General features: G+C 61.6%; 18 protein-coding genes. 7 read left to right on the top strand and 11 right to left on the bottom strand.

The annotated features are described in order from the left end of the window. The first annotated feature begins 147 nt into the window (after nucleotides 1–147). The 3 genes from EJA72_RS20520 (at nucleotide 148) to EJA72_RS20510 (ending at nucleotide 4,849) form a co-directional block, all read left to right on the top strand. Entirely contained in the window at nucleotides 148–1,914 is a 1,767-nt protein-coding gene (locus EJA72_RS20520) for an ATP-binding protein (RefSeq protein ID WP_157713195.1), read from the top strand. Further along, a complete protein-coding gene (locus EJA72_RS20515) occupies nucleotides 1,908–3,233 on the top strand; it encodes a sigma-54 dependent transcriptional regulator (RefSeq protein ID WP_157713194.1) in 1,326 nt (441 codons plus the stop codon). Before EJA72_RS20520 ends, EJA72_RS20515 begins: the two co-directional genes overlap by 7 nt. Nucleotides 3,234–3,529: 296 nt before the next feature. Further along, entirely contained in the window at nucleotides 3,530–4,849 is a 1,320-nt protein-coding gene (locus EJA72_RS20510; protein ID WP_157713193.1) for an MFS transporter, read from the top strand. A gap of 133 nt (nucleotides 4,850–4,982) precedes the next feature. On the opposite strand, the gene EJA72_RS20505 is transcribed toward EJA72_RS20510, so the two are convergent. Continuing rightward, on the bottom strand, nucleotides 4,983–5,738 hold the full coding sequence (locus EJA72_RS20505) for a hypothetical protein (RefSeq protein ID WP_157713192.1): 756 nt from the start codon (nucleotides 5,736–5,738) through the stop codon (nucleotides 4,983–4,985). A 252-nt stretch (nucleotides 5,739–5,990) separates the two neighbouring features. Here EJA72_RS20505 and EJA72_RS20500 point away from each other — a divergent pair, with 252 nt between their 5' ends. Further along, on the top strand, nucleotides 5,991–6,620 hold the full coding sequence (locus EJA72_RS20500; RefSeq protein ID WP_157713191.1) for a flavin reductase family protein: 630 nt from the start codon (nucleotides 5,991–5,993) through the stop codon (nucleotides 6,618–6,620). A 1-nt stretch (nucleotide 6,621) separates the two neighbouring features. Here the strand turns inward: EJA72_RS20500 and EJA72_RS20495 are convergent, their stop codons facing one another. Continuing rightward, nucleotides 6,622–6,852: a hypothetical protein gene (locus EJA72_RS20495; RefSeq protein WP_157713190.1), complete on the bottom strand. Its 231-nt coding sequence runs from the start codon at nucleotides 6,850–6,852 to the stop codon at nucleotides 6,622–6,624. Between the two features lie 41 nt (nucleotides 6,853–6,893). Then, entirely contained in the window at nucleotides 6,894–7,247 is a 354-nt protein-coding gene (locus tag EJA72_RS20490; RefSeq protein ID WP_157713189.1) for a putative quinol monooxygenase, read from the bottom strand. Nucleotides 7,248–7,582: 335 nt separating this feature from the next. Between EJA72_RS20490 and EJA72_RS20485 the strand changes: the two genes are divergently transcribed. Further along, nucleotides 7,583–8,512, top strand: a complete 930-nt coding sequence (locus EJA72_RS20485; protein ID WP_157713188.1) for an AraC family transcriptional regulator — start codon at nucleotides 7,583–7,585, stop codon at nucleotides 8,510–8,512. 264 nt (nucleotides 8,513–8,776) lie between these two features. Here EJA72_RS20485 and EJA72_RS20480 read toward each other — a convergent pair whose 3' ends face one another. From EJA72_RS20480 to EJA72_RS20455, 6 genes are all read right to left on the bottom strand, one after another. After that, nucleotides 8,777–9,832, bottom strand: a complete 1,056-nt coding sequence (locus EJA72_RS20480; RefSeq protein ID WP_157713187.1) for an ABC transporter ATP-binding protein — start codon at nucleotides 9,830–9,832, stop codon at nucleotides 8,777–8,779. Between the two features lie 18 nt (nucleotides 9,833–9,850). After that, on the bottom strand, nucleotides 9,851–10,699 hold the full coding sequence (locus tag EJA72_RS20475) for an ABC transporter permease (protein WP_157713186.1): 849 nt from the start codon (nucleotides 10,697–10,699) through the stop codon (nucleotides 9,851–9,853). After that, nucleotides 10,696–11,604 carry an ABC transporter permease gene (locus EJA72_RS20470; RefSeq protein ID WP_157713185.1) on the bottom strand — a complete coding sequence of 303 codons (909 nt, stop codon included), beginning with the start codon at nucleotides 11,602–11,604 and terminating at the stop codon, nucleotides 10,696–10,698. The genes EJA72_RS20475 and EJA72_RS20470 overlap by 4 nt, the downstream gene beginning before the upstream one ends. A gap of 203 nt (nucleotides 11,605–11,807) precedes the next feature. Next, the gene (locus tag EJA72_RS20465; RefSeq protein WP_157713184.1) at nucleotides 11,808–12,911 is read right to left on the bottom strand and encodes an extracellular solute-binding protein; all 1,104 of its coding nucleotides are present in this window, start codon (nucleotides 12,909–12,911) and stop codon (nucleotides 11,808–11,810) included. Nucleotides 12,912–13,128: 217 nt separating this feature from the next. Beyond that, nucleotides 13,129–14,577, bottom strand: a complete 1,449-nt coding sequence (locus tag EJA72_RS20460) for an aldehyde dehydrogenase family protein (protein ID WP_157713183.1) — start codon at nucleotides 14,575–14,577, stop codon at nucleotides 13,129–13,131. Then, nucleotides 14,574–16,211 (bottom strand): 5-guanidino-2-oxopentanoate decarboxylase, encoded by a 1,638-nt coding sequence (locus tag EJA72_RS20455; RefSeq protein ID WP_157713182.1) that lies wholly within the window; start codon nucleotides 16,209–16,211, stop codon nucleotides 14,574–14,576. The genes EJA72_RS20460 and EJA72_RS20455 overlap by 4 nt, the downstream gene beginning before the upstream one ends. Before the next feature lie 159 nt (nucleotides 16,212–16,370). Here EJA72_RS20455 and EJA72_RS20450 point away from each other — a divergent pair, with 159 nt between their 5' ends. Next, nucleotides 16,371–17,252 (top strand): LysR substrate-binding domain-containing protein, encoded by an 882-nt coding sequence (locus EJA72_RS20450; RefSeq protein WP_157713181.1) that lies wholly within the window; start codon nucleotides 16,371–16,373, stop codon nucleotides 17,250–17,252. Nucleotides 17,253–17,399: 147 nt separating this feature from the next. Here the strand turns inward: EJA72_RS20450 and EJA72_RS20445 are convergent, their stop codons facing one another. Together EJA72_RS20445 and EJA72_RS20440 are read right to left on the bottom strand one after the other, a co-directional pair. Further along, the gene (locus tag EJA72_RS20445; protein WP_157713180.1) at nucleotides 17,400–18,014 is read right to left on the bottom strand and encodes an NAD(P)-dependent oxidoreductase; all 615 of its coding nucleotides are present in this window, start codon (nucleotides 18,012–18,014) and stop codon (nucleotides 17,400–17,402) included. 194 nt (nucleotides 18,015–18,208) lie between these two features. Continuing rightward, on the bottom strand, nucleotides 18,209–19,087 hold the full coding sequence (locus EJA72_RS20440) for an MBL fold metallo-hydrolase (RefSeq protein ID WP_157713179.1): 879 nt from the start codon (nucleotides 19,085–19,087) through the stop codon (nucleotides 18,209–18,211). 225 nt (nucleotides 19,088–19,312) lie between these two features. Here EJA72_RS20440 and EJA72_RS20435 point away from each other — a divergent pair, with 225 nt between their 5' ends. Then, nucleotides 19,313–20,218, top strand: a complete 906-nt coding sequence (locus tag EJA72_RS20435; protein ID WP_218574377.1) for a LysR family transcriptional regulator — start codon at nucleotides 19,313–19,315, stop codon at nucleotides 20,216–20,218. Nucleotides 20,219–20,303: the final 85 nt, after the last annotated feature.

Below are 20,303 nucleotides of genomic sequence, written 5' to 3'. Positions count from 1 at the left end.
CTTGCTCGCGATGGACGTCAACGATAACGCGGGGCAACAGACAACCCGTGTCGTCAATGCGTCCATCGCGAGCAGGCTCGCTCCTACAGGGGAAGGGGATGCTCATGGTATGGTGCGGCCCCTTCGAATTTTTGTGTATGACCCGGCATGTCTGAGTTTTCCCGTCCTTTGCGCCTGACGCTGTACACCTTCGTGATCCTCGCCGGTGCCGCCCTCGCCGCGACCTTGGCCATGCGCCATGCCGAGCGTCAGGCCCTGGTGGAAGATGCAGCACGTGCCAATCAGCAATTGGCGCTGTACGCCACGTCCCTGCACACCTTGATCGAACGTTACCGCGCCCTGCCCGCCGTGCTGGCGCTGGACCCGCAATTGCGCGCGGCGCTCAAGGGCCCGGTAAACCCCGAGCAGCAGGACGCGCTGAACCGCAAACTGGAAAAGATCAACGGCGCCGCCGAGTCCTCGACCCTCGAATTGCTCGACCACACCGGCCTGGCCATCGCGGCGAGCAACTGGCGGCTGCCCAGCAGTTACGTCGGCCACAACTATGGCTTTCGCCCCTACTTCAGCCAGACCCGCACCCAGGGCACCGGGCGCTTTTATGCAGTCGGGGTGACCAGCGGAATTCCGGGGTACTTCCTGTCCAGTGCCGTGACCGAGGATGACGGGCAGTTCCTCGGCGCCATGGTGGTGAAACTCGAGTTCCCGGAGCTTGAACGCGAATGGCGCCAAGGCAGCGACACGCTACTGGTCAGCGACGCCCGCGGGATCATCTTCATCGCCAACCAGCCAGGCTGGCGTTATCGCCTGTTGAACCCCCTGAGCGACAGCGACCACGCCGAACTCAAGGCCACCCGCCAATACGACAAGCAGCCGCTGACCCCGCTGGCGTTTCAATCCCTGCGCCGCTTCGACGACAACAGTGACCTGGCACGAGTCGATGGTCCTGACGGCCCGAAGGATTATCTGTGGGAATCCCTGCCGCTGACTGCCGAAGGCTGGACCCTGCACCTGTTGCGCCGCCCGCAAGTGGCGTTCGAAGACACCCGCAACGCCGCGCTCGCCGCTGCCGGGTTGTGGTTGACGCTGGTGTTTCTGTTGCTGTTTCTCAACCAGCGCTGGCGCCTGGCGAAAATGCGCCAACGCAGTCGCGAAGAGCTTGAACAGCTTGTCCAGGAGCGTACCCGTGACCTGCGCACGGCGCAGGACGGCCTGGTGCAATCGGCTAAACTCGCCGCGCTTGGCCAGATGTCTGCCGCGCTCGCCCATGAGATCAACCAGCCACTGACCGCCCAGCGCATGCAGCTGGCAACGCTGCGGTTGCTGCTCGATCACGGCCGGGTCGACGACGCCTACAAGGCGCTCAAACCGGTGGATGAGATGCTGACGCGCATGGCCGCCCTCACCGGTCACTTGAAAACCTTCGCCCGCAAAAGTCCCAGCGGCTTGCGCGAGCGTCTGGACCTGGCCGCCGTGGTCGACCAGTCGCTGCAACTGCTCGATACCCGGCTGCGCGACGAACAGGTCAGCACCGTGCTGCACCTGACCCGCCCAGCCTGGGTGCGCGGCGATGCGATCCGCCTGGAACAGGTGCTGATCAATCTGCTGCGCAACGCCCTGGATGCGATGCAGGACAAATCCTGCAAGCGCCTGGAAATCCGTCTCGAGGCTGACGAACAACTCTGGCGCCTCAGCGTCGCCGACAACGGCGGCGGCATTGCCGAAGAAAACCTCGCGAAGGTGTTCGACCCGTTTTTCACCACCAAAGCGGTGGGCGATGGCCTGGGCATTGGTCTGGCGGTATCGTTTGCCATCGTTCACGAATCGGGCGGACGCTTGAGCGCGGACAATCAAGGCAACGGCGCAGTGTTCACCCTGACACTGCCCATCGACCTGGAGGCGCACGGCCCATGCTGAATTCAGTGATGGTAGTCGACGATGAAAGCAGCATCCGCAGTGCCGTCGAACAGTGGCTGAACCTGTCGGGGTTCGACGTGCAACTGTTCAGTCGCGCCGACGAGTGCCTGGCGCAGTTGCCGAAACATTTTCCCGGGGTGATCCTCAGCGACGTGCGCATGCCTGGCATGACCGGACTTGAGTTGTTGGCCGAAGTGCAACGCCGGGATGCCGACCTGCCGGTGATTTTGCTGACCGGCCATGGCGACGTGCCCATGGCCGTCGATGCAATGCGCGATGGCGCCTACGACTTCCTGGAAAAACCCTTCAGCCCGGAAACCCTGCTCGGCAGCCTGCGGCGCGCCCTGGAAAAACGCCAGCTGGTGCTGGAAAACCGCGCCCTGCACGAACAGGCGGACAATCGCAGCAAACTCGACGCGACGCTGCTCGGCGTTTCCCGTGGCCTGCAGACGCTGCGCCGGCAGGTGCTGGATCTGGCGGCGTTGCCGGTCAACGTGCTGATCCGCGGTGAAACCGGCAGCGGCAAGGAGTTGGTTGCCCGCTGCCTGCATGATTTCGGACCCCGTGCGGACAAGCCATTCGTGGCGTTGAACTGCGCGGCGATCCCCGAGCAGTTGTTCGAGGCCGAGCTGTTCGGCCATGAAAGCGGCGCCTTTACCGGCGCCCAGGGCAAGCGCATCGGCAAGCTCGAATACGCCGACGGCGGCACGCTGTTCCTCGATGAGATCGAAAGCATGCCGCTGGCCCAGCAGGTGAAATTGTTGCGGGTCCTGCAGGAGCAAAAGCTCGAGCGACTGGGTTCGAACCTGAGCATTCGCGTGGACCTGCGGATCATCGCCGCGACCAAACCGGACCTGCTGGACGAAGCCCGGGCCGGGCGCTTTCGCGAGGACCTGGCCTATCGGCTGAATGTCGCGGAGTTGCGTTTGCCACCGCTGCGCGAGCGCCGCGAAGACATTCCGCTGTTGTTCGAAGCGTTTGCCCAGCAGGCCGCCGAGCGCCTGGGTCGTACCTTTCCGCCGTTGACGGGGCCGCAGTTGAGTCATCTGCTGAGCCACGACTGGCCAGGCAACGTGCGCGAACTGGCGAACGTTGCCGAGCGCCAGGTGTTGGGGCTGGGCGAGCCTGCGCCGGTTGGCGCCGACCCTGGGCAATCACTGGCGGCGCAGCAGGAAGCGTTCGAAGCGCATTGCCTGCGCGCGGCGCTGACCCGGCACAAGGGCGATGTGAAAGCGGTGCTTGAAGAGCTGCAACTGCCGCGCCGGACCTTCAATGAAAAGATGCAGCGACATGGGTTGAGCAGAGAGATGTTTCTCTAAAAGCCATCACCATTCCTGTAGGAGCGAGCTTGCTCGCGATGAACTCAAGGGCGCCGCGTCTAGCCAGAAAACACGAGTCTTCGTTAACGACCATCGCGAGCAAGCTCGCTCCTACAAGGGGGTGGCGCGGGCGGAAATCCGCTTGCGAACCAGGAATCCATAAGCGGATTTCCGCTCACTAACACCTCTACCCCCCTCTAAACCGGCCCTCTCCCCGTTGGCACACCTCCTGCTATAGCCCCCGCAGGCTGCGTTTAAACGCGCTCCACAAAAACAATTAAACGAAGGATCCTTCAATGGATAACTCCAACGCCCTGCCCCTTGGGTCGGCTGCCGTGCCCGCCAAAGAAAGAACCACTTCAAGCCGTATCAAATCGATCTTCAGCGGCTCCGTCGGCAACATGGTCGAGTGGTATGACTGGTATGTCTACGCGGCCTTTTCCCTGTACTTCGCCAAGGCCTTTTTCCCCAAAGGCGACACCACCGCACAACTGCTGAACACCGCTGCGATCTTCGCCGTGGGCTTCCTGATGCGCCCGATCGGTGGCTGGCTCATGGGCCTGTACGCGGACCGTGCCGGTCGCAAAAGCGCGTTGATGGCCTCGGTCTATCTGATGTGCTTCGGCTCCCTGCTGATCGCCCTGAGTCCGGGTTACGAAACCATCGGTATCGGCGCGCCGATCCTGCTGGTGTTCGCGCGTTTGCTGCAAGGCCTGTCGGTCGGTGGCGAGTACGGCACCTCGGCGACCTACCTCAGCGAGATGGCGACCAAGGAACGTCGCGGCTTCTACTCCAGCTTCCAGTACGTGACCCTGATCTCCGGCCAGCTCATCGCCCTGGCGGTATTGATCGTGCTGCAACAGACCCTGACCACCGAGCAACTGTACGATTGGGGCTGGCGCATCCCGTTCGCCATCGGCGCACTGTGTGCAATCGTCGCGCTCTACCTGCGTCGTGGCATGGAAGAAACCGAATCGTTCGTGAAGAAAGAGAAAGCCAAGGAAAGCGCGATGCGCACCTTGCTGCGTCATCCGAAGGAACTGATGACCGTGGTCGGCCTGACCATGGGCGGCACGCTGGCGTTCTACACCTACACCACGTACATGCAGAAATACCTGGTGAACACCGTCGGCATGAGCATCTCCGACTCCACCACCATTTCGGCAGCCACGCTGTTCCTGTTCATGTGCCTGCAACCGCTGGTGGGCGGGCTGTCGGACAAGGTCGGTCGCCGGCCGATCCTGATCGCCTTCGGCATTCTGGGCACGCTGTTCACTGTGCCGATCCTGACCACCCTGCACACCGTCCAGAGCTGGTGGGGTGCGTTCTTCCTGATCATGGCGGCGCTGATCATCGTCAGCGGCTACACCTCGATCAACGCGGTGGTCAAAGCCGAACTGTTCCCGACCGAAATCCGTGCACTGGGCGTCGGCCTGCCGTACGCGTTGACCGTGTCGATCTTTGGCGGCACCGCGGAATACATCGCGCTGTGGTTCAAGAGCATCGGCATGGAAACCGGTTACTACTGGTATGTCACGGCGTGTATTGCGGTGTCGTTGCTGGTGTACGTCACCATGAAAGACACCCGCAAGCATTCGCGGATCGAGACGGACTGACCGTCGCTTTGATGGTGGCTTGAATGGCCTCATCGCGAGCAAGCTCGCTCCTACAGGGTTGAGTCGATCACAAAGCATGTGAACGACATCGAACTGTAGGAGCGAGCTTGCTCGCGAAGGCCGCGCCTCGGTATCAGGTCAACTCGGCAGCCGTCTGCTTCGCGTACTTGCCCTGCACGTAAGAAGCCCCCGCAATCAGTACCACCAGAATCCCCGCCAGCACCAACGACGAACCAATGGTGCCGAAATCCAGACCACCCTTCTCATGGGGCTTGGTCAGAAAGTCACCCAGTGTCGCGCCGAATGGCCGGGTCAGCACAAACGCCAACCAGAACAATAGCACCGAAGAGATTTTGGTGAAGTACTTCAACAGCACCACGACCGCAATGGTCGAGCCAATCAGCAGCGCGCCACCGGCAAAGCCCAGCCCCGAATCGTCGGCCAGGTAATCGCCCAGCGCCGTGCCCAGGGTGTTGGAAAAAAGAATCGCCATCCAGTAGAACATCTCGCCGCGAAAGGTCTGGACCTTGGTGACGTTCAGCGAATCGCCGCTCAGGCGCCAGGCAGCAAAAATCCCGATCAGGATCGCAATCAGAATCATCGAACCGGTGGCGTAGCCCAATCCGAGGGTGCGGTCCATGAAGTCCGACATCGTCGTGCCGGCGGTGCTGGTCGACAGGATCACGATCCAGTACAGCACGGGCTTGTAGGTCTTGGACATCAGTTGCGTGACCAGCGTCAGCACGAACACACTGATCAGAATCAGCGAGCTGAGGGCGTAACCGACGTTGAGGGTCATCGACAGCAAGTCGCCCGCGGTTTCCCCCAGGGTCGTCGCGCAGATTTTCATCACCCAGAAAGCCAGGGTGATTTGTGGAAGTTTGTTCATCGAGGGTAAAGCTCCAATGGTCATGACGGCCCATGTGCAAGGGGTGGGGCCGGTGCCGCGCAGACTGGAGGTCAAGCAGTGAAAATTAGGTCGGGGCTTTATGAAAAATCTGTCACACCCGCCATTTCTTCTGTAGGAGCGAGCTTGCTCGCGATGGATGACAACGATAACGTGGGCCGCCTGAAGAAACGCGTTGTCCAAACGTTTTTCGCGAGCGAGCTCGCTCCTACAGGCCCCCCAGGAATTTGCGCCATGGCTGAAGACATTCATTTCTACGAACCGGCCAACGGCCACGGCCTGCCCCACGACCCATTCAATGCCATCGTCGGCCCGCGCCCCATTGGCTGGATTTCCTCCCAGGACGCCCACGGCCGGTTGAACCTGGCGCCCTACAGCTTCTTCAACGCCTTCAACTACATCCCGCCGATCATTGGGTTTTCCAGCGTCGGGCGCAAAGACAGCCTGAACAACATCGAACAAACCGGTGAATTCGCCTGGAACCTGGCAACCCGTCCCCTGGCCGAGCAGATGAACCAGAGCTGCGCGATGGTCGCACCCGAGGTCAATGAGTTCGAGCTGTCGGGGCTGACGCCGGTCGCGTCGAAAATCATCCAGGTGCCACGGGTCGCCGAAAGTCCGGTGTCCTTCGAGTGCAAGGTCACGCAGATTATTCAGTTGCAGCGCGCGGACGGGAACGTGGTGCCGAGCTGGCTGATTCTGGGCGAAGTGGTCGCCGTGCATATCGCCAAGTGGCTGTTGAAGGACGGGGTGTACGACACCGCCGCGGCAGAACCGATTCTGCGCGGCGGCGGGCCGGCGGATTATTTCCAGCTGGGGCCTGAGGCCTTGTTCAAGATGTATCGCCCGGGGGCGAAAAGGTAATTCACCACAGAAGATCGGCGTCTTCTTTGACGTCCTTGAGGCGGGTCAGCTCTTTGGCGGCGGCCAGATCGGCCTCGTTTGCCGTCTTGAAGATTTGCCCTTCCAGGACTTTGTGGAAGCGCGGCGCCCCTGCACCACCCAAGGCTTTGACAGCGATCGCGGCGTGGTAGCCACCCTCGCCCGGTACTACAGCGGAAACTGCTTCGAAGTGATCAAAGGCTTTGCGTGCCATGGCGCGGATCCTGGCTGATTGAGAGTTGCGCCATTAAACCCTCAACCCGCCATTTTGTGTACCCACGACTGGGTCTGACCGAGCGCTTGCGCGGCGGACACGTCCTTGAAGGTGTGAAAGTCCAGGCTATTGACCACCAGTTCCTGCACCAGCTCGGCAAAAATCTCCATCGCCGGGGTGTTGAAGTAAGCCGTCATCGCCTGCTGATGAGTCCAGAAACCGGACACCAGCCACAATTCGGGGTCGCATTGCGAGTGTTGCAAGGCAAAGCTCAGGCAGCCCGGGGCGCTGCGGGATGGTTCTATCAGGGCACTGAGGCGCGCACCGAGTTCGGCGGAACGTCCGGCGCGGGCGCGGACGAATGCCATATGACTGACGGGGATTTGCGTAGACATGTTCAACCCTCCCAGGTACTCGAGTAGCAGCCAAGGGACGGGCTGCGACAGGATCAAAGGTTAAACGCCCCGGCAGAAGCACGGTTAGTCGATTCCTGTCGGCTCCTTGCACAATCCTGCGCGGCGGCGAGTCACGGCTGTAACACCGCGTAAATACTGCCATCGCGTTGAAACACGACTTTCAAGCAAGTTTCCCCCGCACGGATCTGTCATGGCAGTGCAATCGTTCAACCCCGTGCAGAATCAGGCAAGCTTGAGGCAGGATGTGTCTACCGCTTCGTCTTGCACAAACTTAAGCTCAGCGCATTACCATTGCTTCGCCGAGGATGCCCTGCATGTCGTCGCTCGATCAATTCCAAGCCCCGCTGGACACCGACATGGAGAAACAGCGCGCGGAACTGGCCGCCATCATCCGCCGCAACACGCAGGAGGATGGCAGTTATGCGACCGCCATCGGCTCGCTGTTCATGTCGCGCCACAGTCAGTCCCATGATTTTGCCCCGACGCTGGCGCAACCGGCCCTGTGCATCATGGCCCAGGGGCGCAAAGAGGTGCGGCTGGCGGATGAATATTTCAACTACGATCCGCTGAATTACCTGGTGGTCTCGGTCTCGATGCCGCTGAGCGGGCGGGTGGTGAATGTCACCTCTGAAAATCCGATCCTGGCGGTGCGGCTGGACATCGATCCGGCAGAAATCACCGCGCTGATTGCCGACGCCGGCCCGCTTGGCGTGCCGCCCCGTCCTACCGGGCGCGGCCTGTATGTCGAACGGATCGACAGCGCGATGCTCGACGCCGTGCTGCGCCTGGCCCGTTTGCTGGACACACCGAAAGACATCGCGATGCTCGCACCACTGATTCGTCGGGAGATTCTCTATCGGTTGTTGCGCAGTCCGCAGGGGCATCGGCTGTATGAAATCGCTATCGCCAATAGCCAGAGCCATCGCATCAGCCAGGCGATCAAATGGCTGAACGGCAACTATGAGCAGCCGCTGCGCATTGATGATCTGGCGAAGGAAGTGAACCTGAGCGTGTCGACCCTGCATCACCGGTTCAAGGCGATGACGGCGATGAGCCCGTTGCAGTATCAGAAGCAGTTGCGGTTGCAGGAAGCGCGGCGATTGATGCTGGCGGAAGGACTGGAAGCGTCGGCGGCGGGGTATCGCGTGGGGTATGAAAGCCCTTCGCAGTTCAGTCGTGAATACAGCCGATTGTTCGGCGCACCACCGCTGCGGGATCTGGCGCGGTTGCGGTTGACGGTCTAGCTGAAATTTGTGTGGATTGTGCCGGCCTCATCGCGAGCAGGCTCACTCCCACATTGGATCTCCAGTGAACACAACATCTGTGAACACCCAAGGTCACCTGTGGGAGCGAGCCTGCTCGCGAACAGGCCAGTCAGTCAGGCGCTGAGTCGCGGCGCACCTCCCACATTGGATCTCCAGTGAACACAACATCTGTGAACGCCCAAGGTCACCTGTGGGAGCGAGCCTGCTCGCGATGGCGCCAGCAAGGCCACCATCAAATCCGGATCAGGCGCCCAGTACGCGGCACGCCTCGGCCGGCAAGGTCACCGACACCGGGTTGCCGATGCTCAGCCCAAACCCTTGGCACGGTGTGCTCAACGCGGTAAACGACACACCGGAACATTCCACGGTCGTCTCGATCGTCGCGCCGATATCACGCACGAACGTCACCTTGCCCAGCAAGCGGTTACCCGCCGTCGCCTGCGGATGCGACAGTTGCAGGTCTTCAGGGCGGATCAGCATCTTCACTTTCTCGCCGGCCACAATGCTGCTGCAGATCGGCACTTCCAGTGCATCGCCACCCGGCAAGCCCACCTTGCCATTGCCCAGCGCGGTGGCCGGGAAGATGTTGCCCGAACCGATGAAGTCCGCGACAAACTCGTTGGCCGGGTGCCGGTAAATCTCGATCGGCGTGCCCACCTGCTGCACCCGATGCTCGCCCAGCACCACCACGATGTCCGCCATGGTCATGGCTTCACGCTGGTCGTGGGTCACCATGATGGTGGTGATGTTCAAGCGTTGCTGCAGCTGACGGATTTCCACCTGCATCGATTCCCGCAGCTTGGCATCCAGCGCCGACAGCGGTTCGTCGAGCAGCAGGATTTTCGGGCGTGAGGCAATCGCCCGGGCAATCGCCACGCGCTGGCGTTGACCGCCCGAGAGTTTCGCCACCGGGCGATCAATCATTTCCTGCAGCTGAATCAGTTCGAGCAATTCCACCACGCGCTTGTGCTGGTCAGCCTTGCTGACGCCGCGCAGTTTCAACGGGTAGGCGATGTTCTCCCCCACCGTCATGTGCGGAAACAACGCCAGGGACTGAAACACCATGCCGAAGTTGCGCTCGTGCGCCGGGGTATGGCCGATGTCTTCGCCGTCCAGGCGAATCTCGCCGCCGGTCAGGGTTTCGAGCCCGGCAATCATCCGCAGCAAGGTGGTTTTGCCGCAGCCCGAAGGACCGAGGAAACACACCAGTTTGCCTTCCGGCAAATGCAGGTTTACATCCTTTACCGCGCAGGCCGAGCCGTAATGTTTCTCGACGTTTTCCAGAATCAGACCAGACATATGAATCACCTCAAGAAATCAGAACGAAACGCCACCTTCACCGACCAGCTTCTCCAGCGCCCAGATCAGGACGAAGTCGATCAGCACGATCAGCACGGCAAACGAAAATACGGTGGGGTCGAGCGATGACACGGTGCGGCTGTACATCCAGATCGGCACGGTCATGACATCGATGGTGTAGAGGAAATAGGTCACGGTGAATTCGTTGAACGAGACGATGAACGCCAGCAGCATGCCGGCCAGGATCCCCGACTTCATCAACGGTACCACCACATCGATAATCGCCCGGGTCGGCGAGGCACCGAGCATTTGCGCAGCCTCTTCGACTTCGCTGCCGATGGACAACATGGCCGCGGTGCAGTTTTTCACCACGAACGGCAGCGCCAGGATCACGTGGGCAATCACCAGACGCGAAGTGGTCATCTGGAATGGCAGGCTGTCGAACACCAGCAGCAACGCCAGGCCCAACACCACCATCGGAAACACCAGTGGCAGTGACATCAGTTGCAGCGCCACGGCTTTGCCACGGAACTCGCAACGGGTCAGCGCATACGCCGCCGGTACGGCGATGATCGTGGCGAAGACCATGGTCAGGCACGACACCATCAGGCTGGTGGTCATGGCTTTGCCAAGGCTCAGCACATCGCTGGAGTCCGGCGAGACAAAGGTGTGCCAGGCGGCTTTGTACCATTGCAGGCTGTAGCTGCTCGGCGGGAAGTCGAGGTTCGACGAACCGCTGAACGACATCACGATCATGGTCAGGATCGGCAACACCGCCAGCAGCAGGATGAAGCCGGACAGTACGCCGGCGAACTTGCCGGTTTCGCCGGGCAGCAGCGAATGACGCTTCTTGGTCAGGGTGCTCATTGGGAAGCCTCCAGCATGCGCCGACGACGGCCAGTGATGTATTCGGACAAGGTCATGATCGCCAGCGTGGTGACAATCAGCACCACACCGGCGGCGGACGCGGCGGGCCAGTTCATCAGCGGGGCGATCTGGTCATGCACCATCACCGCCAGCATCGGCACGCGACGGCCACCGAGCAGCAACGGCACCACAAAGCTGCTGGCGTTGTAGGCGAACACCAACGTCGCACCGGTGATGATCCCCGGAAAGCTCATCGGCAGCACCACCTGGCGGAACACCTGCAGGCGACTGGCGCCCAGGGTGGCGGCGGCTTCTTCGTAGGTACGGGCGACGCCGCGCATGGCGCTGGCAATCGGCAGCACGGCCAACGGGAACGCGGTTTGCACCAGGCCCATCAACACGCCGTTCTGGTTGTACAGCAGCATGATCGGTCGCTTGATTAGGCCCAGGCCCATCAGCGCCTGGTTGAGCATTCCGCCCGGACCGAGAATCACCAGCCAGCCGTAGCTTTGCAGCAGCAGGTTGACCAGCAACGGCAACAACACGGCGGCCAGGAAGATCCGGCGCACGAACGGGGAGGTCAACCGCGACATGGTGTAGGCCACCGGGATCGCCAGCACCACGGCGATCACTGCGCTGATCAGCGCCAGGCGCAAGGTCAGCAGCAAGGATTTGAGGTAATACGGTTCCAGCAACTGGGCATAACTGGCCAGGCTGAAGCCAGACCATTCCGCGCCTTTGGTGCCGACGCTCATGCGCAGTACCAGCAGGCTGGCGGCAATCAGTACGCCGAGAAACAGCATCGACGGCGAGAGGAAAAACCAGGCGCGCGTCGTCGGCGAAACACCCCGGCGCGAGCGCGTAACAACGGCGCTGACCGGATGGGTCAAAGGTTGGTGTTCCATAGCAAGGGTCTCGTCAATGGAAAGCAGCAAGACTGAGATTCGGCAAAACCTGTGGCGAGGGAGCTTGCTCCCGCTGGGCCGCGAAGCGGCCCCAATCAATGACCGCGTCCGTTCAGACAGGACGCGGCGCATGGTTTTGCGGCTGCTACGCAGCCGAGCGGGAGCAAGCTCCCTCGCCACAATGGAATTTCAAACCGCAGAAATCAGGAAGAAAAGATTTCCGTGTAACGACGAATCCATTGGTCATGCACGGTGGCCAGGAAGGCGTTGTCGTGCATGATTGCCTTCTCGGCAATCTGTTCCGGCGTGAGGATGAACGGGCTCTTGCGCGCTTCGGCGGAGATGATCGCCTTGGCGTTGACCGGCCCGTTGTAAATGTCCTCGGCCATCTTGCCCTGCACCAGCGGGTCCAGAGAGTGGTTGATGAAGGCGTACGCCAGGTCGGTATCGCCCGGGCGGTTCTTCGGCATCACCGACTGCATCAGGTCGGTGTAGAACCCTTCCTTCATGCCGAACGTCGCGCTCAGGCCGTAGGCCGGGTCGCGGATCTGTTTCGGGAAGAAGGCCGGGGCGTACAGGCCGCCCATGTCCAGGGAACCGGTGCGGAACAGCTCGGCGATCTGGTTCGGGTTTTCACCCAGGGTCACGACGCGATCCTTCAGCTCGGCGAGTTTCTTGAAGCCAGGCTCGATGTTATGCTCGTCACCACCGGCCAGTTTGGCGGCGATGATGATCAGGTCCATGGCCTCGGTCCAGTTCGGCGGCGGCAGGAAGATGTTCGGCGCCGCGTCGGCATCCCACAGGGAGGCGTAGCTGGTCGGAGCTTCTTTCTGGGTGCGCGTGCTGTAGACCAGGCTGTTGCACCAGAGCAGGTAACCGATACCGTGGCCATTGGCGCCGGTACGGTATTTCTCCGGTACATCCACCAGGTTGGGGATGCGGTTAAGGTCAGGTTTTTCCAGCAGGTTGGCGGCGGCCAGACCTTCGGCGCCGACGCCTGCCAGGGTGATGATGTCGTACTGCGGACGATCACCACCGGCCTTGAGTTTGGCAACCATTTCCGAGGTACTGCCAGTGCGGTCAGCGATGACCTTGCAGCCGTACTTGTCTTCGAAGGTCGCGGCGATGTTGCGCAGAGCAGCCAGGCCAGTGTCGTCGGACCAGGTCAGCAGGCGCAGGGTCTTGCCTTGAAAACGGGTGTCGCTGGCATTGGCCTTGACGAACGGCAGGCTCATGGCCGCCGCGGCAACCGAGGCTACGCCTACGGTCTTGATGAATTGACGTCTGTTCAGATCATGCTCGCCCATTACGGACTCCCTTTGTTTTTGTAGGTATAAGGCAGGTCGAAACTGTTGCTACCGCGCGACCGAATCAGCGCTATCCCTCGTATTTTCGGGGGCTTGGCTGAACCAGTGAGTTCATCCTGAGGTCGTGCAAAACAGCTGACTATCGATAAAAACTCATTGAAGCCATGACGTCAGCGCATGCCTCAACACGAGGCATGCATTGACCGTTTTCGAGCCGTCAGACCGCTCGAATCACGTGTTTGATTTCCTGGAAAGCCTGCAAACCCCACGGCCCCAACTCGCGGCCGATGCTGCTCTGTTTGTAGCCACCCCAGGCGGTCTGCGGGAAGATCACTTGCGGTGCGTTGATCCACACCAGCCCCGCCTGCAAAGCGTTGGCGACCCGATCGGCCGTCTCGGCATTGCGGGTAACGACGCTGGCGACCAAGCCAAACTGGCTGTCGTTGGCCAGGGCAATCGCCTCGGCTTCAGAGGCAAAACGGCGCACGCAGATCACCGGGCCGAAAATCTCTTCACACCACAGCGCACTGTCGAGGGGCACGTCGGTGAAAATCGTCGGCTGCAAAAAATAGCCGCGCGGCAGGTCTGCGGGGCGATTGCCGCCGCAAATCAGCCGGGCGCCCGCACTCAAGCCGCGATCGATGTGGCCCAGCACGCGCTGGTATTGCGCCTGATTGACCAACGCGCCCATTTCCACGTTCGGGTCGAACGGGTCGGCCACGCGAATGGCTTCGGCACGCGCCTTCAAACGGCTGAGGAATTCATCGGCCAGTTCATCGGCGACCAGCACGCGGCTGGTGGCGGAGCACATCTGCCCGGCGTTGAAGAAACCACCGCCGCTGGCCACTTCCACCGCCAGGTCGATGTCGGCGTCTGCAAGCACCAGCAAGGAAGACTTGCCACCCAGTTCCAGGCTTACGCCCTTCACCGTTTCTGCGGCGCGTTGCATGACCTGCACACCGACCGCGTTGCTGCCGGTGAAGGAAATCTTGGCGATGCGCGGGTCGGCCGACAGCGGCGCACCGACCGCCAGCCCCGTGCCGCAGACCAGGTTGAACACACCCTTGGGCAGACCGGCCCCAGCGATGATCGTCGCCAGTTCCAGTTCCGGCAGCGGCGTGACTTCCGAAGGCTTGAGCACCACGCAGCAACCGGCGGCCAGGGCCGGGGCGAGTTTCCAGGCAGTGGTGACCATCGGGAAGTTCCACGGCACGATCAGGCCGACCACGCCGCACGGCTCGCGGCGCACACGGGCGCTGAAGTCGTCTGTGGGCAGGTCGATGGCGCTGTCCTGTTTCGCGTCGAGGCCTTCGGCCAGGCCGGCGTAGTACTCGAACGTCGCGATGACGTCATCGACGTCGATGGCGGCTTCAAACAACGGCTTGCCGTTGTTGCTCGACTGCAAGTGCATCAGCTGGTCGCGACCGGCCTGCACGCCCGCAGCGATTTTGCGCAGGATCGCACCGCGCTCGGCACCGGTGGTTTTCGACCAGTCGCCAAAGGCTTCGGTCGCAGCACTGACCGCTCGATCAACGGCGTGCGCATCGCCGCCGTTAACGGTGGTCAGCAGGGCTTCGGTCGCCGGGTTGATCACGCGCAGGTGTTCGTTACCGGCCGACCATTGGCCATCGATGAACAGGCCATCCAGAGTGGTAGGAAAACTCATTTCGACACCGCCTTCATCCACACTGTCTGATCGATTTCAATCAGGGTCGGGCCCTGGCGATCAGCGGCGGAACGCAGTGCACTGCGCAGTTGATCGACACCGTCGACCGCTTCGGCGGCACAGCCCAATGCCTTGGCGACACCGATGAAGTCCGGGGTGTAGATGTCCACGCCGACCGGCTCGATGGCGCGGTTGACCATGTATTTCTTGATCTCTTCGTAGCCCTGGTTATTCCACAGCAGGACGATCACCGGGGTGCGCGCTTCGACGGCGCTGGCCAGTTCCGGCAGGGTGAATTGCAGGCCGCCATCGCCGATCAGGCACACCACTGGAGGACGCGCGCCGCTTTCAACGCTGCCGCCGAGCCAGGCGCCAATCGCCGCCGGCAAGGCGTAGCCGAGGGTGCCGTAACCGGTCGACGAGTTGAACCAGCGGCGCGGGCGCTCCGGGTTGAATGTCAGGTTGCCGGTGTACACCGGCTGGGTGGAATCGCCGACGAATACGGCGTCCGGCAATTCGTGCAGGACGGTTTCCAGGAATCGGGTCTGGGCCAGCGTCGGGGCGTCCCAGGTGGCGGCCAGGTCTTCACGCAGACGGGCGGCGCGAACCTGACCCCAATCATTGAGGCGCTCGGCCAGCGAGTGATGGGACAGTTCGCTCAGCAACGCTTGAGCGGCGTTGCGCGAATCGGCCACCAGCGCGACTTTCGGCGGGTAGTTGCGCACGGTCTGGTCTGGATCGATGTCCACACGCAGCAGCACGCCAGGAATTTCAAAGCCGCCGGCAAAGGTCACGTCGTAATCGGTTTCGGCCAGTTCGGTGCCGATCGCCAGCACCACGTCGGCTTCGGCCACCAGGGCGCGGGTGGCGACCAGGCTTTGGGTCGAGCCGATCAGCAAGGGGTGACCGGACTCCAGCATGCCTTTGGCATTGATGGTCAGGGCCACCGGCGCGTCGAGCAATTCGGCCAGCTCAGTCAGCTCGGCCGCCGCGTCGATGGCACCGCCACCGGCGAGAATCAACGGGCGCTTGGCGCCAGCAAGCAACTCGGTCATGCGGGAAATGGCGGACGGCGAAGCACCGGCGCGGTCGATGGTGACCGGCAGGCTGGTGAGCAGATCATCGGCTTCTTCAACCAACACGTCCAACGGAATTTCAATGTGCACCGGACGCGGGCGACCGGCCTGGAACAGCGCGAAGGCACGGGCCAGAACGCCCGGCAATTCCGACGCCGACATCAGGGTGTGGGAGAACGCAGCCACGCCAGCGACCAGTGCGCCCTGGTTCGGCAGCTCGTGGAGCTTGCCGCGACCGCCGCCCAACTGGCTGCGCGATTGCACGCTGGAGATGACCAGCATCGGGATCGAGTCGGCATAGGCCTGACCCATCGCGGTGGTGATGTTGGTCATGCCCGGGCCGGTGATGATGAAGCACACGCCCGGTTTGCCGCTGGTGCGGGCGTAGCCGTCGGCCATGAAACCGGCGCCCTGTTCGTGGCGCGGGGTGACGTGGTTGATGCTCGAACGGGCCAGCCCGCGATACAGCTCCACGGTGTGAACCCCGGGAATGCCGAACACCTGCTCAACCCCGTAATCTTCGAGTAACTTGACCAATACTTCGCCGCACGTCGCCATGTCATTGCCCTTCTTGTTCGATTGAGACGCCGGGCCTGCGCAGTGTTTATGATGAATTCGCAGGTCCAGGGATGGCCTCATTGGAACGGGCGACACCTAGCCGCAACAATGGATAAAAAGTCATACTAGCCATGTCTGTACGTCATACCTTGGATCCCAATGAAACGACTGCCTCCCCTGCCGGCACTCCACACTTTTCTGATCACGGCACAGTGCTGCAACTTCACCCGGGCCGCCGAGCAACTGCACATCACCCAAGGCGCGGTGAGCCGACAGATCGCCGGGCTGGAAGATCATCTGGGTTATGAGCTGTTCATTCGCCAGGCACGGGGCCTGGACCTGACCGCCGAAGGACGGGAATGGCTGCCGCGGGTCCAGCAGATTTTCGGCCTGATCGACGAGGCGGTGGAGCAGATCGGCGAGAAGCGCGAAACCCTGCAACTCAAGGCGCCGACCTGCGTCATGCGCTGGCTGTTGCCGCGGTTGTTGCAGTGGCAACGGGAACGCCCGGATGTGCCAGTGGAGCTGACCACCACGGTCAAGCACGGCGTGGATTTCCATCGCGAACAATTCGATGCGGCGGTGATGTATGGCGCTCCGCCGGACAGTTCATTGGTGTCGCAACGGCTCTTTGATGAGCAACTGACACCGGTCTGTTCCAAACCGCTGCTCGAAGGACCTGTGCCGTTGACGACCCCGGAGGATCTGGAACAACACATGCTGCTGCACCCGACCCGGGATGAACGGGACTGGAAAGCCTGGCTGGCCACGGCCGATGTTCGCTTGAGCAATGTCGGCAAGGGCCAGCATTTCGAAACGCTGGACCTGGCGATGTCGATGGCGTCCCAGGGGACAGGCGTGGCGATCGGGGATTGGTCGTTGATTGGTGACGACTTGAGTGCCGGACGGCTGGTGATGCCGTTTGATCTGAAGGTGAAAACCGGGCTGGCGTATTACCTGGTTTTCCCCGAAAAACCCGGGCCATCGCCGAAATTGCGCGAGCTGATGGGGTGGTTGGTGGAGCAGGCTCAGGCGCGTTGAACTCTAAAACCTGGCGCAAAACCCTTGTAGGAGCGAGCCTGCTCGCGATGGTCGTCAACGATAACGCTGGGAACCTGATGCCCCGCGACGTTCTCAGGTTCATCGCGAGCAGGCTCGCTCCCAGAGGAAATCAGCGGATCAGTGGGCTCAATACCCGACGGCAAACCGTTGCCGGGAGTGCTTCGGCGTTTCGATTTCATCCAGCATCGCAATCGCATAATCGGCAAACGTGATCCAGCTCCGCCCTTCACTGCTCACCAGCAAATCATCCTGGCCGATGCGGAATGTCCCGGTGCGCTCACCTTCGACAAACTCCGCCGACGGCGACAGGAAGGTCCAGTCCAGATCCTTTTCCTGGCGCAGGTTGTCCAGAAATAGCGCACCAGCGGATGCTTCGGCTTTGTACGCTTCGGGAAAGCCCGTGCTGTCGATGACGCGAGTCCCGTCCGGCAGCAACAGCGAACCGGCACCGCCCACCACCAGCAGGCGTTTGACCCCGGCCTTTTTCACTGGCTCGATGACGGCCGCGGCAGGCAGCGTCGAGAAATGCGCCGCGCTGATCACCACGTCATGGCCCGCGACCGCCGCTTGCAACGCCTCGGCATCGAGCGCGTCGACGTTCTTGCAGACCACCCCGGCACGTTGGCCGATTTTCGAGGTATCGCGAGCGATGGCGGTGACGCTATGACCGCGGCGCAGGGCTTCTTCCAGCAGTTGGCTACCGGCACGACCGGTGGCACCGATGATTGCGATTTTGCTCATGACGTTCTCCAGTGATGTTGACGTAGCTACAGTAATTGGGATGGCAATACCCCTTGTGGCGAGGGAGCTTGCTCCCGCTGGAGTGCGAAGCGCCCCCCTGCGGTGAGTCAGCCACACCGCATTCTCAGGGTTGCGGCTGCTGCGCAACCGAGCGGGAGCAAGCTCCCTCGCCACAAGGGTTTCTCAGTGTCCGGTTACCACTTCATCTCACCCTTCGCGACTTTGGCGCTCAGCTCAAGCGAGCTCGCTTCTCCCAAAGTCGGGTAGCGTTTCTTCATCGCGGCGATCAGCTCGGCAGAATTGTTAGCCTTGGCAGTTTCTTCGTCGAAGGCCTTGATGTATTCGGCGGTGAACTGCACGGCAGCCAAGGATCGGGCGCTCTCACCGAGGTAATGCCCAGGCACGATGGTTTTCGGCTTCAGGGTTTCAATAGAGTGCAGCGTAGCCAACCAATCGGTGTGGGACTGCGCGGTTTGAGTGTCGGCCATCCACACATGAATGTTTTCAGCGACCACCACGCCACCGACCACGGCCTTGATCGACGGGATCCACACGACCGTGCGATCCGGCTGCGGGCCCTCAAGACCCACCACCTGCAACTTCTGCCCCTCGAGGATCAGGCTGTCACCCTTGAGAACGCCTGGAACGACGGTGTTGGCCGGCACATCAGCCCCCATTTTCGGGCCCCAGAACGCCAGTTTGCCGTCTACGGTTTTCTTGATGTGATCCACGGTCGGCTGCGAGGCGAGTACCTTGGCCTGCGGGAATGCACGGGTCAGGGTGTCGAGGCCGAAGTAGTAATCCGGGTCGCCGTGGCTGATGTAGATGGTGGTCAGTCGCTTGCCACTGGCGCGGATTTTTTCCACCACCTGCTCTGCCTGGGACTTGCCGAATTGCGCATCGACCAGGATCGCGTCTTTCTCACCGCTGACCAGCACCGAGGTCACCGGGAAAATCGCTTTTTCCCCCGGGTTGTACACGTCCAGCGTCAGCGTCGATGCTGCCGCGTGGGCGGCAAAGCCGAGGACGGCCGTGGCCAGCAGAATGCGCTTGAGGGAGGTGAAACCGATCATCTGTTGCTCCGTTTTTTGATGAGTGTCCTTTGTAGGAGCGAGCTTGCTCGCGATGGTCGTCAACGATAACGCGTGCTTACTGGATGAACGCGGCGTCCTTAAGTCCATCGTCGGAACGCCGCCCGGAGCAAGCTCGCTCCTACAGGTGGGACAGAGCTTAGTTGCCTGACTCAGTACAAAAAATGCGATGCTGGTACATAGTTTGTTTCTGAAATCGGGCAAATCATGGATCGTCTACAAGCAATGCGGGTGTTCGTCACGGTGGTGGATCTGGGAAGCCAGTCGGCCGCCGCCGATCAACTGGACCTCTCGCGGCCGGTGGTGTCGCGGTACCTGGCGGAACTGGAAGACTGGGTCGGCGCGCGCCTGATGCACCGCACCACGCGCAAATTGAGCCTGACCGCTGCCGGCAGCGAAATTCTCCCCCGCTGCCGGCAGATGCTCGAGTTATCCACAGAGATGCAAGCCGCCGTCAGCGAACCGGACCAAACCCCTCGCGGGGTGCTGCGGATCAGTGTCAGCACCTCGTTCGGCCAGGCGCAGTTGGCGGAGGCGATGGCCGCTTACGTCAAACGCTATCCAGGCGTCAGCATTGAACTGCAGATGCTCGACCGCACGGTGAACCTGATCGATGAACGCATCGACCTGGCGATTCGCACCAGCAGCGACCTGGACCCGAACCTCATTGCGCGGCGCCTGACGGTCTGCCGCTCGGTGATCTGCGCCGCCCCCGCTTACTTGCGCGAACACCCGGCGCCGCAGCGGGTCGAGGACCTGAGCCTGCACAATTGCCTGACCCACTCCTATTTCGGCAAAAGCCTGTGGCATTTCGAACAGGACGGAGAGTCGGTCTCGGTGCCGGTGCAGGGCAACATCAGCGCCAACGAAGCCAGCACCCTGCTGCGCGCAACGATGGCCGGCGCCGGGGTGGCGTTGCTGCCGAGTTATCAGGCGGGTGTGCATATTCATAGCGGCGAACTGACCCGCCTGTTACCCCGGACCGAGCCGCGGCAGATGAACATCTACGCGGTGTATGCCTCACGCAAACACATGCCGGCGGCACTGCGCAGCATGCTGGATTTTCTTGTTGCAAGGTTTCCCGAAGAACCGGCGTGGGATATCGGCCTGTAAACCCGATCAAAAATGTGGGAGTGAGCCTGCTCGCGATAGCGGTGGGTCAGTCGACATCAATGTTGAATGACCCACCGCTATCGCG

The organism is Pseudomonas sp. PB120 (genome assembly GCF_009761815.1).
Classification (GTDB): Bacteria; Pseudomonadota; Gammaproteobacteria; order Pseudomonadales; family Pseudomonadaceae; genus Aquipseudomonas.
The sequence above is the reverse complement of the archived record's forward strand: the minus strand, read 5'-3'. Positions and strand labels throughout refer to the sequence as shown.